Here is a 15786-nt window from a genome sequence, read left to right on the forward strand (position 1 = left end):
GATTAACTAAGGCTCAAATCTTGAAACATTGCTGTGCTGAGGTAACGTTCACCAAAAGAAGGTTGAATCATCACAATCAAACGACCAGCATTTTCTGGTCGTTTTGCTACTTGTAATGCAGCACATAAAGCCGCACCTGAAGAAATCCCAGATAATAATCCTTCTTCTTTAGCTAACCTGCGTCCGTACATCATGGCTTGGTCATCGCTAACTCGGATTACTTCATCCACCAATTCCAAGCGCAGGACATCGGGGACAAAGCCTGCGCCAATACCTTGTATTTTATGAGGGCCTGCTTCGCCACCGGAGAGGACAGGGCTGTTGCTGGGTTCAACTGCGATCGCTTGGAAACTCGGTTTACGTTGTTTCAATACTTCGGCAATTCCGGTAATTGTTCCGCCAGTCCCAACCCCAGCAATCACAATGTCTACTTCCCCGTCTGTATCTTCCCAAATTTCTTCGGCGGTGGTTTCGCGGTGAATTTTGGGGTTAGCTGGGTTGCGGAACTGTTGCAGCATATATGCGTTGGGTGTGTTCGCTACAATTTCCTCGGCTTTGCGAATTGCGCCCCGCATTCCTTCTGGGCCTGGTGTCAACTCTAGTTTTGCACCATAAGCACGCAGCATTGAGCGCCGTTCTTGGCTCATGGTTTCTGGCATAGTTAAAACTAAGCTGTAACCACGGGCGGCGGCGACCATTGCCAAGGCAATTCCTGTATTCCCAGAGGTAGGCTCGACTAAAATGGTTTTTCCTGGTGTAATTAACCCTTCCTCTTCGGCGTTATTAATCATACTCACGCCAATCCGGTCTTTCACAGAAGCGGCTGGGTTCATTCCTTCGAGTTTGGCAACTATCCGCGCCACCGCACCTTCAGCTTGGGGAATTTTATTTAGTTGAACTAAGGGAGTTCTACCGATTAGTTCTGTAACATCTTTAGCAATTCGCATAAATTAACTCCTAGACTTTTAATTTTAAAACAGCCTATTTACTTATAACTATCATTTTTCGGTAATTCCTGGGTTAAGCGATCGCCAAAACTATTTACTTTCAATAAAGCATAAATATGTAACACACATAAATAATTTTGGTTAATTTACATCTAAATTCGGATTTTTGATGACCATTAACTGAAAATAGCAGTATTTAAGTATTGCTCAACACTAAAGATCAGCTTGTTGGGAGGAACTTAATTAGTTGATTTGCGTCTAGAAAACATATAAAAACTCATTTCATATTTTTCAATACATTATCAATCAAATCAACAACGTATTGAACAGTTTGCTTAAATATCTAATTTTCCAGATATAAGGCTATAAAATGTCAGTTATATACAGCGATGGTTTTAATTCATTAAACCTTGATATTTGATAATTAATTAATTGAAATTACGCCCAAAAACTGCTATTTAAAGCCTAAAATCTTCATCTTGAGTACAAAAAATCTTCATCAAAAATCATCTAAAAAAATCATTTTTATCTATAGCCAGTCTTACTTTAAAGCTGAGTGCAGAAATTCCAGCACCCCTACCAATCAACACTAGCCCCTCTGCCCGAAAATACTAGACCCTATACCCCTAACAATTTTTATCAAGCTTACACAGCAAGGGGTTGAGGTTTTGAGTACAAATTTAATCAATTTAATAAACTTAATCCACACCAACTAAACAGCCACCCCCAAAGGCAACTGATATAAAACATATAGGATTTACGCAGAGATTCCCCTCTACCCCCCGAAATTCCCTAGCTTGCTAGTGAACTAGGGGGGACTTCTTAACCAGACATTTTCGGATAAGACGGCGTTAATTCGATAAGTATAAAAATAGAAATTAAAAAAATTAGGTAATTATTCATTAGTTATTAAATCTACAAAATAGATACCTGACTTCTTTGAGAAGTCGGGTATCTAAAAACCTCTTATTTTACCAACCAACTATCTAAAACTCTCTTATCTAACCTCTAACCTGTCACCTCTAACCTGTCACCTATCACCTCTAGCCTATAACCTCTAACCCCTAGCCTCTACCCCAAGGATGAAAGTCAAAATTCTCAATGTTCTTACTGTTTGCCTAGTAACATTAATCGTAATTTCTCCAGCAATGGTAGTCCTGAGAGTAGTTTGGGAAAAGCATGGAGAGTTAGTTAAGGCACAGAATTTAACTTGTGAAGTTAATAAGATTAACGAAGTCAATCAAGCCTGGTATCCCCCGGTAACGGCTGGTATTAATAATTGCGATCGCTACATCGTGAACCAACCGATCACAACAGATTATATCTATAAACTTGCCATTATTCTCCAATGGTTTATCTTGCTAACCCCTGTATGTATTGGGTTAGGAATTCTTGTATACGACAGGTATCTAGCGCATCGCGCCGCCGTATTTCAAGAACAAGTAGAAATGTTAGAAAGACTTTGGCGACAAAGTATTGAACAATAATCAATTCACCTTACACAATTACAAAATATTATGACTGAAGAACGGCAAGCTCAATATTTTGATTTAATCGATCAATTACTACAATGTCCTAATGGCCAAGAGCCAGCAGTTTTAGAAGCAAACTCAGAACTTGTTGATGCTCACCTCATCGAAGCAATGGCAAAAGTAGCCACAATGTTTGCTCATGATGGTAATCAAGATGGCGCTAAATTTTTATTTCATGTAGCTCGTGAGCTTGCCAAACAATTAGGGTTATATCCTGATTTTAATAATTCCGAAGCTGCAAAATCTGAGTGAAGTGCCTAACAAGGAGTAATCATGCTACTGACGGCTACTGATGCTGGACATATAGCGTTAGAGTTTCTCTTAGCAGACTGGAATATTCGTGACGAATATCGAGAGTGGTTTACTATTATCAAATCTCGTTTAGTTGGTGAGAGTTGGTATATTGTCGAGTTGGGTGTTGAAGGTTTTCCTGATCGGTGGTTTATTCAAGTTTACGATACAGGAGAATGTGACCCTAGCTATACTTTTGTTTCTCCCATCAGTGGCAAAGAAGGATTTTCTGACTTTTGTGATTTACCAGAAATAATTGCTGAAGTATTAGTAGCAGAGAGAAAATCTCGATAATCAACTTGATTACTTCAAACATCTATTAGGACTCATATTTGATTTGGTAAAAAAATCAGTACACCCAAATCAGGCTTCTTTCCTACTCCCTACTCCCCATTCCCTACTCCCTGCGTATACAACTAGATTCAGCAATCAAACCGTATTTCTATATCAAAAGTTCTGATTTTCTATATCTCCGATTTCTTAAAGAAGTCGGGGATTTTAGATTTAAATCAATTAACCATATTTTACTTTCAAAAATAAAACTAATTTACCATATTTTCTATATATTATTTAACACTAAATGCAATATAAACTACACTTTATGTCATGCTTAGTTGACAAATATGTGTTATATTAAATAGCGTGATGAAAGCTACAGAAACATCAGCTAAAATGATTACTGAAGATATCATCGCTCAAGAATTCAAACGAATTGTCAGCGAGTATTATCCAAAGGTTGGAGAACTATTAGACGGGTGTCATGTGAAAGTCATCACCTGTTTTTGGGGAAGACCGCCTAGACGTTTGCAATACATAGGTATTTATTGCTCTGAAGAAATGTTGCCCCACATTAGAGAACAGCAAAAAATTCTCAGAGACATAGCCGATAATATGGGATTAGTCCAAGTAGTTTGTATGAATGCCAAACGCTTGATTCGAGACCCCAAATCGACGCTCAAAGATACCGATCCACGCCTATGGTTGGAGTTGCAAATGGTAGCAACCTAAGAATAGCAAACAATGAAAATTGGACTTTTCTGCAATTACGAAAATCATCACCAAAATTACCGCCGCGCGATTTTTGAGCAAGTTGCTTTAGTCAGACAAGCAGAAAGCTTAAACTTTGACGAAGCCTGGGTAAGTGAACACCATTTCAGTGAAGTCAATATCAGTTCTTCGATGCTGTTGTTGATGGCGCATTTAGCAGGTGTCACTTCCACAATTCGCTTAGGTACTGCGGCGGTTTTACTGCCATTTCACAACCCGATTCGGGTAGCGGAAGATATTGCGACTTTGGATAATTTGTGTAATGGCAGATTATTATTTGGAATTGCCAAAGGCGGGCCTTTTCCTCAGCAAAATAAACATTTTGCGATTTCAATGGGAGAATCTCGCGCCAGAATGTTAGAGGCTATGGCATTGATTCATAAGCTGTTATATGAAAAAGAAGTTTCATTTTATGGGCAGTATTATCAATGCGATCGCCTCACAGTATATCCTAAACCTTTGCAACAGCAAATCCCGGTATATATAGCCAGTGGTGATACTTCCAGCATCGAATTTGCCGCACAAAATTCCTTTAGCTTAATGGGAGGGCCACCCTTTGCGCTAGAGAGATTGAAAAAAACCGTCAACGAATACCGCAATATTAATTCCAGTGGTGCAGATAATTTTGTCTTAGCGCGGTTCTTTTTTGTGGGGAAAACCAACGAAGCTGCGGTGAATGAAGCCATGCCTTTTATCCGCCAATTTAGCCAAAAAATGCAAGCTAATACGGCAGTAGTAATGCAGAATAGTTCCACCGGACATAAACCATTTGAGCGGACAAATATTTGTTTTGACGAAGACTATTTGATTGAAAATTCAATCATTGGTGATGCGATTACTTGTCGAGACAAAATCAAAAAATTTCAGGACGAATTGAATCTAGGTACATTAGCACTCAAACCCGCATCGTTTGATATGCAAAAAAACATCGACAGTTTGCAGTGCTACAACCAAGAGGTACGCAATTATGTCTAAATTAAACCAGCTTCCACCCGATGACTTACCACCAACTCAGGTCACAAAAGAGGATGGAATGCTGCACTCAGAGCTAGAGCAATCGATTGGCAGATGTTTTTATTATAGTTGCGATCGCATTACTCAAGCTTTACTCAATAACTGTCAGTGGTATCTTACTGATAAAAATGCAAAAATTATGTTAGTAATTGACTGCCCTGACATTGTATCTTACTGGCATATAGTCAGCAATATTCCCCAATTAGGTAATAGATTAGAACGATTTACAACTAATGCCAAAATCAGAGTCTATCCGCCCTTTGGTAAAGGTGGGCCGTTAGAAATTAGTGTCAATGAAATCTCTGCTTATCGAGATTGGTTGTAGAATCATCATTTACTCATCTCTAAACCCAGTTTCTTGGCAAAAACTGGGTTTTTACATTTTTTATCAACTTTGACCTTGCTTGAGCATTTCATATAATATCTATAAAACACTTTATTTGATGTTATGGTCAATAAAATTAATCTTGAGAATATCCACACTCTTACAGACTTTAAGCGCAATGCTAAAGACTACGTAGAACGTATAAAAGCCACAAAATTACCACTGGTGCTAACAGTAAACGGTAAAGCTGAGGTTGTAGTGCAGGAAGCACAAGCATTTCAGGAGATGATTGATCAACTCGAACAAATGGAAACAGAACTGAAAAAGTTCAAGCTAGAAGCTTTAAAGCGCGAAATTGCTATTGGAATCGAGCAATTAGAGAATGGCGAATATACAGAATATGATGAAGACTCCATTTCTACGTTGTTTGGAGAAATTGCTGCACGAGGAAGAAAAAAGTTAGCTGATAACAGCAAACTATGAGCCGCTTTAAGATTTCTCAACAGGCAATACAAGATATTGAAAATATTTGGAATTACATTGCCGAAAAAAATCCACAGGCGGCTGATAAACTTTTTGATAAGCTCAGAGAGAAATTTCCGAAGTTAGCTAAATTTCCGCAACTAGGAAAGCCGCGCTTTGATTTAGCTGCTTCTTTGCGATGCTTTCCGGTAGAAAACTACCTGATTTTTTATCGTTCTATGGAACAAGATATAGAAATTGTTCGTATTCTTCATGGAGCGCAGGATATAGAAAGCATTTTTCAAAACATAGAAGATACAGAAGACATCTGAAGTTATTGATTATCCCAGAAAAGAATTTTTGCTATGATTATAGTAATCATAAATAATTTATCAACATCTATCTCCCTTGTCTTCCGTGTCTACCTTGTCTCTCTGGAATATCGTATTCATATCTCAAATAATCATGCTATATTATGTTGAGATAAAAACTACAATCGTTGTTGAGGAATCATAATAATCAATTCTGTACCCAGACCTGGAATTGACTTACAATCTATTTGACCTTGATGAGTTTCAACAATAATTTGATAGCTAATCGAAAGTCCTAAACCCGTCCCTTTACCCACTGGTTTAGTAGTAAAAAATGGGTTAAATATTTGTTCAGCGATTTTCTCATCAATTCCTATCCCATTGTCACTAACGCGGATTGCAATCCAGTTATCGACTAATTCTGTAGTAATTTTAATTGTAGGATTAAAAGTTAATATTGGTCGTGTACTTATCCCATTTGTGGGACAATAACTGTGCAGGAGATAATCTATTTTCTGTTCTAAAGCATCGATAGCATTACTAAGAATATTAATCAAGGCTTGGTTCAGCTTACCTGCATAACAAGCTACCCTTGGTAAATCGCCATATTCTTTAATAACGGTAATTTCTGGGTAATTGGGTCGGGATTTGAGGCGATTTTGCAGCAGCATTAAAGTACTATCAATACCTTCATGGATATTAACCCTTTTCACTTCTGCTTCATCTAAGCGGGAAAAATTACGTAAAGAACGTACAATTTCAATAATCCTCTGACTGCCAATTTCCATAGAATTTAGAACTTGTAAAAAGTCTTTCTTGATAAAGTCTAAATCCATGTTTTTGATTTTATTGGCTATTTTTAAATTTGGCTCTGGATAAGATTCTTGATAGAATTGTAGCAGTTCTAAAATATCATCAGCATATTGAGCTACATAATTAATGTTACCGTAAATAAAATTCACAGGATTATTAATTTCATGGGCAATCCCAGCTACTAAAATTCCTAAAGCTGACATCTTTTCAGATTCTACTAATTTGCTTTGCATAGCACGTAATTTTTTTAAAGTTGCTTGCAAATCTCGGCTTTGCTGTTCTAAAGTTTTTTGTGATTCCCGCAATTCATCAATTACATTCAGAAATAAAGCCTCTTTCTTTTCATTAGTTTCTTCTAAAGCAATTCTTAAAGACTCAGAACGCTCTAGTTTTTTCTGGAGAATACGGTTAGCTTTTTCTAGTTCCTTAATTCTTTGCTCATGTTCTAATGGCATGATGATTTAATGCCTTCCTATTAAAAGAGTGACAAAAGTTTCATGATGCAGTCTGGTTTCGCCGCCATCATTTAACGGCGAAATTTCACCATGAGTATAAAAACCACAACCTGGAATGGCTGCTGTCAAAAATTCTTGAGCTAGTTGATATTCTTCAATTACGCGTGTACCTAGCAATAGTCGCCGAGCCGCACAAGAAAAAAACAAAGCTGCATCTGGCTGCTTCCCTGGATAATTATTTAAAGCATTGGTAATTGAGGTTTTAGCTGCACCTAAAATATCATTACGACTAGCTTGTGCTATTTGGACAAAAGCATCTGCTGGTACTTCTCCCAGAAAAAGAATACTGCCATTTTCGGGATGATAAATACTAGGCGCACGCATATAAAAATCTTCACTTTCTGACTCAAATACCGCTAAAGGATATTCCCCAGAAGGAGGTAGACCACCTAAATAATGATGATAAAACTCTAATGCGGGTTTGCCATTAATTTCATACAGAATATTTTTATCAACCTTGGTAACTTTGCCCTTTTTACCTATAGGATGCCAACCACTAGCAACTCCTTGAGAAAACAATAATTGACCAGAGAAAATCAATAAAGGTACAGCATCAGTGAGAACTTCGGTTTGGAAAAATTGATGGGTTTTTTGAAATTGCCATTGATCAGCAGTCAGTCCGCCAAAAATTGGAATATCTTTGCCCAAAGCTAGTTTTAAGCCTTCAACAATCGCTACGCCATCAACTGTTAAACTTTCAGGAAAAGCCAAACAAAACTGAGAAACAGCCAAGTTTTTAATTTTGGATTTTGCCTGGTCTACAGCTTGTTGAGCAGCTAAAATAGGGTCTTGCGATAAGTTCTTCCCTAGGCCAGCATGAATTTCAATTTCATCACTACAAAAGAGCATTAATGCTAAAGAATCTTGCTGGAATTGTAATAATGAAGAAATTTCAGCATCACTAGTACCACCAATTAATTCAATTCCCGGAAAAGTTTGGACAATTGTTTGCAATATGAGTGCATAGTCAAAATCAATTGCCACAAATACAATCCCAGCTTGCGGAATTTTTCCGTTTAAATTAGCTTGACATTGTTCTATAACTTCAGTAATGGCAGCTAAAGAATCAGGGTCATTACTATGGCCAACTACTACATTCAACATATATATCTGGTCTGGGATTTTCTACCGTGGACTTATTATTCCCAAACCAAATGGATTTATTTAATAAACCCCTCAGACTGGAAGTCTGGGGTTATACAAACAAAGCTTGCACTTCGACAAGCTAAGTGATCACCTTCACAGGCTAATGACCTGCCAACACGCTTCAGGTAAGAATATTTAACCGTCGATACACGCCGATAAACGTCGATAAGTTAAGAATTTAATTAACCTATTGCGTTTATTTCTTATAAATCTAGCGTTAACTGAACCTGATTGAATTATGAGCTGCTTCATATCGATTTGGGATTACCGATAAATCACTTCGCCTACCCTTTGTCCGACAACTTCTGGATGAGCAACTTTTAATTTCATCTGTTCAGCACGCGCAGTTAAAAAAGGCTGACCTAAACCTATACTCGCAAAATGACTTTCCCCAGGGATTTCTAATTGTGAGCTAACTAAACCCAACAGTGCTTCACATTCCGCCGAAAATTGAAGTAACTCCACACCCTGAACACTAAAGGAGGAACCAGTCAACCGTTGTCGCCAAGCGAAACTTTGCTGACCATAATTCAGAGTACACAAATTGCGATCGCCCTGACGTACCATCACTCGCTGATCGTCTTCCCAAGTAAAATCTGCCATACCAAATCCCCACATAAAAAAATCCCCACCCAGGCGAATGCGTGGATGGGAATACTGAGTAGGGAATTTCTCATCATTCCCTACTATATTGGGAGAATTATTTGCTTTCAGTGAAATCTGCATCAATTACATCATCACCACCACCGGAAGAACTAGAAGTACCGCCATCTTGAGGTTCAGCACCAGGCGCAGCACCACCAGCTTGTTGATAGATATTGCTACCAACTGCGAACAGTGCTTGTTGCAATTCTGGCATCAGCTTGGTGATTTGCTCATCATCTTCTTTCGCAACAGCTTCCCGCAGGTCTCTCACCAAACCTTCAACCTTGGCTTTATCAGCAGCAGGAACTTTATCACCTAATTCTTGCAGTTGCTTTTCAGCTTGGTATGCTAAAGAGTCAGCTTGGTTCTTGCGGTCAATTTTCTCACGACGGTCTTTGTCAGCAGAAGCGTTTTGTTCTGCTTCGCGCACCATCCGGTCAACGTCAGACTTATCTAAGGTAGAAGCACCAGTAATGCTGATGGACTGTTCTTTACCAGTACCTTTGTCCTTAGCGGTAACGTTGAGGATACCGTTAGCGTCAATATCGAATACAACTTCGATTTGAGGTACACCACGGGGTGCGGGAGGAATACCATCAAGGCGGAAAGTTCCCAAACTCTTGTTGTCGTTAGCAAATTCCCGTTCACCTTGGAGGACGTGAATTTCTACGTTGGTTTGACCATCAACAGCAGTAGAGAATACTTCTGATTTCTTGGTAGGAATTGTGGTGTTGCGGGGAATAATCTTGGTCATTACACCACCCAAGGTTTCTACACCCAAGGACAATGGTGTTACGTCTAACAACAAGATACCTGTAACTTCACCACCCAATACACCTCCTTGAATCGCAGCACCAACAGCTACCACTTCATCAGGGTTAACGCTTTGGTTAGGGTCTTTACCCAAAGCTCGTTTTACCAATTCTTGGACTGCGGGGATACGGGTAGAACCACCAACGAGGACAACTTCATCGATGTCATTTTTGCTTAACTTAGCATCGCGGAGCGCATTCTCTACAGGAATACGGCAACGGTCAATCAAGTCAGCACAAAGTTCTTCAAACTTAGCGCGAGTCAGCGTCGTATCCAGGTGCTTTGGCCCGTCCTGGGTAGCGGTGATGAACGGTAAGTTAATTTCCGCTTGAGTCACGCTGGAAAGTTCAATTTTGGCTTTTTCAGCAGCTTCTGTTAAACGTTGCAGTGCTTGTCTGTCTTTGCGGAGGTCAATACCTTCGTCTTTGCGGAACTGTTCTGCTAAGAAATCCACAATTTTCTTATCGAAGTCGTCACCACCAAGGTGGGTATCACCAGAGGTTGCTAATACTTCAAATACGCCGTCGCCGACTTCTAGGACGGATACGTCGAATGTACCACCACCCAAGTCAAATACCAGGATAGTTTCGTTGCTCTTCTTATCAAAGCCGTAAGCCAAAGAAGCGGCGGTAGGTTCGTTGATAATCCGCAGTACTTCAATACCAGCGATTTTACCAGCGTCTTTGGTAGCTTGGCGTTGAGAGTCGTTGAAGTAAGCAGGAACAGTGATTACAGCTTGGGTAACAGTTTCACCCAGATATTTGCTTGCGTCTTCAACGAGTTTACGCAGAACTTTCGCGGAAATTTCTTCGGGAGCGAATTGTTTACCAGCCCCAGGAGAGTCTAGCTTGACGTTACCGCCACTGCTCAACACTTTATAAGAAACTTCTGTAGCTTCGTTAGTAACTTCGTCAAAGCGGCGACCAATGAACCGCTTAACTGAGTAAAAAGTGTTTTCGGGGTTCATCACCGCTTGGCGCTTGGCAATTTGTCCTACCAAGGTGTCGCCATTTTTCGCAAATGCTACTACTGATGGTGTTGTGCGAAAACCTTCTGCGTTAGCAATAACCGTGGGTTTACCACCTTCCATCACTGCCACGCAGGAGTTAGTTGTTCCTAAGTCAATTCCAACTACTTTTGCCATGTTAGGTGCTGGCTCCGTATAACTACAAATGAATGAATGGGAATATAAGGACTAAATCTTGAACCAACTGATTTTATGAAAGCAGTTACTTCAGCATTGATGACCTTTAGCTCGATTGTGTTGGGGTTATAGCCCCAATTTCTGCTGATATATATACTGAGCTTGTATAGCCAGTCCATGAAGGGTGGTTTCCCGAACCTGCTTTGGGACGGTTAATTTTAAAGTTTTGTCTAGTTGGTTCATGGATTAATTTGCTTTCACTTCGTCTAATTTATGAGAATTAATACATTGAGTAATTAGGGTGAACCGTAATCACCATGTGGTGTTTGCCGTCTTTAAACAACATTAACTCCAGAGATACAGAGAATTAGTGAGCTATAAAAGGATTCCTGGGCTAATAAATTCAGTCAAAATGCGGATACTTATAGGAGTTACCTAAGAAAATAAAATCAAAGGTTGGAAAAAGAGTGTAAGTGTTCAAAAAACTTATACGCTCACCCCTTTAAACCCTTACACCCAGTTGAAACAGACAAATTTGGTGCTGAATTTTTAACTTAGGTAAGGGTAGATTTTGTAGGGTTTATGTATTAAAAATGTAATTAAAAAATGTTAGTTATGCGTCGTGCCTCTGGATGTTTATTTGGGCTTGCCTGTGGTGATGCTTTGGGTGCTGCTACAGAATTTTTAAGTGTGGAAGAAATTCGTCGTCGCTTTCCGCCAAATGGGCCGCAAGAAATTGTGGGTAATCCTGTACGCGTCACCGATGACACACAAATGACATTGGCAGTGGCACAAGCTTTAGTTGAGGTTGATGCTGCAAACTTGAGTTTAGCTAATTTGGAACCTGTTCTTAGACGTACTTTTGTGGAGTGGTTACACAGTCCCGACAATAATCGCGCTCCGGGAATGACTTGCTTACAGGCTTGTGAATATTTGGAAGCAGGTTTACCTTGGCAGCAAGCAACTAGGCCAAATTCTAAAGGCTGTGGTGCGAATATGCGTGTTGTGCCTGTAGGTTTATTACCCACAGATGATACAGTCCGCGCGGCGGTGGCTCAATTTCAAGCCGCATTAACGCATGGTCATCCAACTGCCTTGGCAGCTTCTGATTTAACCGCAGCAGCAATTACTTATCTTGTCAAGGGCGGTGAACCGCAAGAATGTTCTGCTTATCTTCGCAACTATGCCTTAAGTCAGCGTTCAGTTTATCATGCTGATTGGCTGGGGAATTTATGGCAGCGTCCAGGCATTAATACACCAACAGAATTTATTAGTCGTGGTTGGGATGAGTGTTTAGCAGTGCTTGACCGTCTGGATGCAGCATTAGTCAACCCCAAGCGCGATATTGACCCCTGTTTGGCTATAGGCGAAGGCTGGGTAGCTGAGGAAGCTTTTGCTACAGGTTTATTATGCTTTTTGTTTTTTCCAGAAGCACCGTTAGCCGCAGTACGACGTGCTGCACTCACCGCAGGCGACTCTGACTCAATTGCTTGTTTAGCAGGTGCTTTTGCTGGAGCATATTTAGGAATGGCTGCATGGCCTGAAGATTGGGTCATTCGGATTGAATACCGTGACCAATTGGCGGCTTTGGGTGAATTCTGGGATTAACTTGGAAATATGTGTCCTGGTGAACCCTTCTCCTGTCGGAGACGCTAACGCGAACGACTGCGCTCAGGGTTCAATCCCTGAATATGGCGATTTTCTCCTACCTCCTTGATACTGCGATCGCTATCAAGCAATCATCAGTGCTAAATTGTTACTTAATTGGTTAATAGGTATATGTAAAACTGTTTAAGTAGTTTGTGCGTCGCTCATTTTAAATCAAGGCAATGGATACAAAACGCAAAGTCAACGTTTGGTGGAAATACGTTGTTCTATTGATGCTGATTTTGGCATTTAGACCAACTACCTATTTTATTCGTCAGGCTTTGCGGGGAGATCCAATCGATATTAATTATTTTTGGACAGAACTTTCTCCCTTTGGACTACTCAAACAAGGTCTGTATAACGGTAATGGTGGTGCTGATTGGAAAATCGGCCGACCGCAAGTTACCATTTGGAATGCCGAACAGTTGCGTTCTGAGCCAGAGTTAAGAAAGTTTGCTTTAGAATTAGTCAATCGCGATCGCACTTTAAATAAGTTAAAACCTTTAACAGCCGACTCTTTACTCTCACTCGCCGCACAATTCCACGCCCAAGATATGCTAGATCGGCAGTATTTTAATCATATTTCTTTAGATGGGAAAAATCCCCGCGATCGCTACATTCAAGTTGGCGGTAATCGACGTGTGGCAGTGGGCGAAAATATTATCAAAGATAGTGTGCAAGGCTTAGGTTTCACTTACGGTAAAGTCGAAGATTTTCAACGCGGTTGGATGTACAGCAATAGTCACCGCCAAAATCTCCTGCGACGTGAATATAAAAAATTTGGCTATGGTATAGCTGTTGGCAAAAATGGCCAAATTTATGCAGTCCAAATGTTTAGTGATTAAAATCTCCCACAACTTATCCAAATCGATAGTTTTTTTGAGAATATCTGATTTTTTCTCCTGTACTTAGCCACAAGACAAAATTTCATGCTTCATACTTCACACTTCACACTTTTCCCTGTGGCAATATTGGAATCAGACTGCGTTGCATTTAGCTAGGCAAACAAAAATGTTGGGAAACACACTTGTGGGAAGATACCAAATTATTAGCTATTTGGGAGGTGGAGGATTTGGTGAAACTTTTGTAGCTTGTGATACTCAACTTCCTGGTTCACCACAATGTGTTGTCAAACAACTCAAACCCCAAGTTAGCAATGCAGCCACCTTAGAGATAGCTAGGCGGTTATTTGATACAGAAGCGCAAGTTCTGTATAAACTAGGCATATATGATCGCATTCCTCAACTGTTAGCTTATTTTGAAGAAAATGCCGAATTCTATCTTGTTCAAGAATTTATCCCCGGTCATGATTTAAGTAAAGAGTTAGTTGCCGGAAAAACTCTGAGTCAAGACCAAGTTATCTTACTCTTACAAGAAATACTCGAAATCTTAGAATTTGTTCATCAACAAAATGTCATTCATCGTGATATCAATCCCCGGAATTTACTCCGCCGGGACGCTGATAGCAAATTGATTTTAATTGATTTTGGGGCTGTCAAACAAATTACGACCCAAGTAGTAACGCCCGAAGGACAAACAAAGGCTACCGTTGCTATTGGTACTCCTGGTTATCTCCCTAGCGAACAAGCCCAAGGTACACCAAAATTTAGCAGTGATATCTATGCAGTGGGTGTAATTGCTATTCAAGCTTTGACGGGAATACCTGCTGAAGAGTTAGAAAAAGATGCTGAAACGAATGAAATTATCTGGGAAAATAAAGTGCAGGTTTCGCCAGATTTGGCGCGATTTTTAAATAAAATGGTTTGTTATGATTTTCGGCAACGTTATGCTTCAGCAACAATAGCATTAGCAGCTTTAAAAAACCTTATTCAGCCGGAAAAGCAAACCATCAATATATCTCCAGGAATTTTACAAAAAAATCTCAACCTGAAAAAGCATAGTAAAAATTTATTGATCAAGTTATTGTGGGCGATTTTTCTTTTAACTATCACTGGTATAGCTGCATTATTTGTGGTTAATAGAATTAATGCTAACAATGCTGTAGAATTATCCAAACAAGGAAATACACTATTTGAATTGCAACGCTATCAAGATGCTTTATCTGCCTATAAACAAGCAGTAGAAATTAGACCGGATTATGCTCAAGGCTGGAATGGCCAGGGTAAGACATTATTTAAATTAAAACAATATGATGCTGCTTTGGCGGCTTATGAAAAAGCAATTCAAATTCAGCCAGATTATCTAGATGCTTGGAGTGGTAGAGGTTTTACTTTACAAAAATTACAACGATTTCCTGAAGCGATCGCAGCTTTTGATAAAGCTTTACAACTCCATGATGATTACCCAGAAATTTGGAATGCGAAGGGTGAAGTATTTAGCGAATTAAAGCAATACGATAACGCAATTAAAGCTTACGATAAAGCCATAGATTTAAAATCTGATTATGTCGAAGCTTGGTATAGTAAAGGCTTGGCATGGCAAAATTTAAAAAATTATGATGAAGCGATCGCAGCCTACGACAAAGCCTTAGAAATTAAATCTGATTATTACCAAGCATGGTATAATCGTGGCAATGCTTTGGTAAATTTAAACCGCTACGAAGACGCTTTTACAGCTTATGATAAAGCAGTACAATATCAGCCCAGTTATTATCCAGCTTGGTTATCTAGAGGTAACGTTTTGATTACCTTACGCCGCTATGCAGAAGCCGTAGAATCATTTAATCAAGTCATTAAAAATGACCCAGATAATTACCAAGCATGGTATAATCTTGGGTGGTCGAAACATCAATTACAACGCTATCAAGAAGCCATCACAGCATATAATAAAGCCGCCAGTATTAAACGCAACGATGAGCAACTGTGGTACAGTTTAGGTAATTCTCAATACAATTTGCAGCAATATCCAGAAGCGATCGCAGCTTATAATCGAGCATTACGCTACAATCCCAAACATTACGAAAGTTGGTACAGCCGAGGCAATGCCTTACTCAATTTAAACCGCTATCCAGAAGCGATCGCATCTTATAATCAAGCTATTAAATATAAACCAGATTATCAAGAGGCGATCGCTGCACGTAATCAAGCCGAGAATCAACTACACAAAGATAAATCAAAACCCATTATCGTTCCTACGATACCTAATGCAAATTAAAAATATAGCGTTTATCAAGT

Annotated in this window: 16 protein-coding genes; 11 read left to right on the plus strand and 5 right to left on the minus strand. The window is 39.5% G+C overall.

Features of this window, described 5'->3' with window-relative positions; all coding sequences use genetic code 11:
- Positions 1 to 2: 2 nt before the first annotated feature.
- Positions 3 to 947, minus strand: a complete 945-nt coding sequence (cysK, locus tag H6G28_RS20600; RefSeq protein WP_190587829.1) for a cysteine synthase A — start codon at positions 945 to 947, stop codon at positions 3 to 5.
- A gap of 1082 nt (positions 948 to 2029) precedes the next feature.
- Here cysK and H6G28_RS20605 point away from each other — a divergent pair.
- From H6G28_RS20605 to H6G28_RS20640, 8 genes are all read left to right on the plus strand, one after another.
- Complete coding sequence (locus tag H6G28_RS20605) at positions 2030 to 2434, plus strand: hypothetical protein (protein WP_190587830.1); 405 nt, start codon at positions 2030 to 2032, stop codon at positions 2432 to 2434.
- A 30-nt stretch (positions 2435 to 2464) separates the two neighbouring features.
- The gene (locus H6G28_RS20610; RefSeq protein ID WP_190673662.1) at positions 2465 to 2731 is read left to right on the plus strand and encodes a hypothetical protein; all 267 of its coding nucleotides are present in this window, start codon (positions 2465 to 2467) and stop codon (positions 2729 to 2731) included.
- Between the two features lie 21 nt (positions 2732 to 2752).
- A complete protein-coding gene (locus tag H6G28_RS20615; protein WP_190587832.1) occupies positions 2753 to 3064 on the plus strand; it encodes a hypothetical protein in 312 nt (103 codons plus the stop codon).
- Between the two features lie 351 nt (positions 3065 to 3415).
- The gene (locus H6G28_RS20620) at positions 3416 to 3778 is read left to right on the plus strand and encodes a hypothetical protein (protein WP_190587833.1); all 363 of its coding nucleotides are present in this window, start codon (positions 3416 to 3418) and stop codon (positions 3776 to 3778) included.
- 12 nt (positions 3779 to 3790) lie between these two features.
- A complete protein-coding gene (locus H6G28_RS20625; RefSeq protein WP_190587834.1) occupies positions 3791 to 4792 on the plus strand; it encodes an LLM class flavin-dependent oxidoreductase in 1002 nt (333 codons plus the stop codon).
- Positions 4785 to 5156 carry a hypothetical protein gene (locus H6G28_RS20630; RefSeq protein WP_190587835.1) on the plus strand — a complete coding sequence of 124 codons (372 nt, stop codon included), beginning with the start codon at positions 4785 to 4787 and terminating at the stop codon, positions 5154 to 5156. Before H6G28_RS20625 ends, H6G28_RS20630 begins: the two co-directional genes overlap by 8 nt.
- A gap of 123 nt (positions 5157 to 5279) precedes the next feature.
- A complete protein-coding gene (locus H6G28_RS20635; protein WP_190587836.1) occupies positions 5280 to 5639 on the plus strand; it encodes a type II toxin-antitoxin system prevent-host-death family antitoxin in 360 nt (119 codons plus the stop codon).
- The gene (locus H6G28_RS20640) at positions 5636 to 5950 is read left to right on the plus strand and encodes a type II toxin-antitoxin system RelE/ParE family toxin (RefSeq protein WP_190587837.1); all 315 of its coding nucleotides are present in this window, start codon (positions 5636 to 5638) and stop codon (positions 5948 to 5950) included. Before H6G28_RS20635 ends, H6G28_RS20640 begins: the two co-directional genes overlap by 4 nt.
- A 158-nt stretch (positions 5951 to 6108) precedes the next feature.
- Here the strand turns inward: H6G28_RS20640 and H6G28_RS20645 are convergent, their stop codons facing one another.
- The 4 genes from H6G28_RS20645 to dnaK form a co-directional block, all read right to left on the minus strand.
- Positions 6109 to 7197, minus strand: coding sequence for a sensor histidine kinase (locus tag H6G28_RS20645; protein ID WP_190673667.1), 1089 nt, complete (start codon positions 7195 to 7197; stop codon positions 6109 to 6111).
- A gap of 6 nt (positions 7198 to 7203) precedes the next feature.
- A complete protein-coding gene (locus H6G28_RS20650) occupies positions 7204 to 8361 on the minus strand; it encodes an FIST signal transduction protein (RefSeq protein ID WP_190673670.1) in 1158 nt (385 codons plus the stop codon).
- Positions 8362 to 8667: 306 nt separating this feature from the next.
- Entirely contained in the window at positions 8668 to 9129 is a 462-nt protein-coding gene (locus H6G28_RS20655) for an acetoacetate decarboxylase (protein ID WP_190673672.1), read from the minus strand.
- Positions 9104 to 11005: a molecular chaperone DnaK gene (gene dnaK / locus H6G28_RS20660; protein WP_190587841.1), complete on the minus strand. Its 1902-nt coding sequence runs from the start codon at positions 11003 to 11005 to the stop codon at positions 9104 to 9106. The genes H6G28_RS20655 and dnaK overlap by 26 nt, the downstream gene beginning before the upstream one ends.
- A gap of 615 nt (positions 11006 to 11620) precedes the next feature.
- Here dnaK and H6G28_RS20665 point away from each other — a divergent pair.
- The 3 genes from H6G28_RS20665 (at position 11621) to H6G28_RS20675 (ending at position 15766) form a co-directional block, all read left to right on the plus strand.
- Positions 11621 to 12613, plus strand: a complete 993-nt coding sequence (locus H6G28_RS20665; RefSeq protein ID WP_190588301.1) for an ADP-ribosylglycohydrolase family protein — start codon at positions 11621 to 11623, stop codon at positions 12611 to 12613.
- Between the two features lie 221 nt (positions 12614 to 12834).
- Positions 12835 to 13497: a CAP domain-containing protein gene (locus tag H6G28_RS20670; protein ID WP_190673675.1), complete on the plus strand. Its 663-nt coding sequence runs from the start codon at positions 12835 to 12837 to the stop codon at positions 13495 to 13497.
- Positions 13498 to 13663: 166 nt separating this feature from the next.
- A complete protein-coding gene (locus tag H6G28_RS20675) occupies positions 13664 to 15766 on the plus strand; it encodes a serine/threonine-protein kinase (protein WP_190673678.1) in 2103 nt (700 codons plus the stop codon).
- Positions 15767 to 15786 lie beyond the last annotated feature (20 nt).

This window comes from Nostoc sp. FACHB-190, from assembly GCF_014696905.1.
Taxonomy (GTDB): Bacteria; Cyanobacteriota; Cyanobacteriia; order Cyanobacteriales; family Nostocaceae; genus Nostoc_B.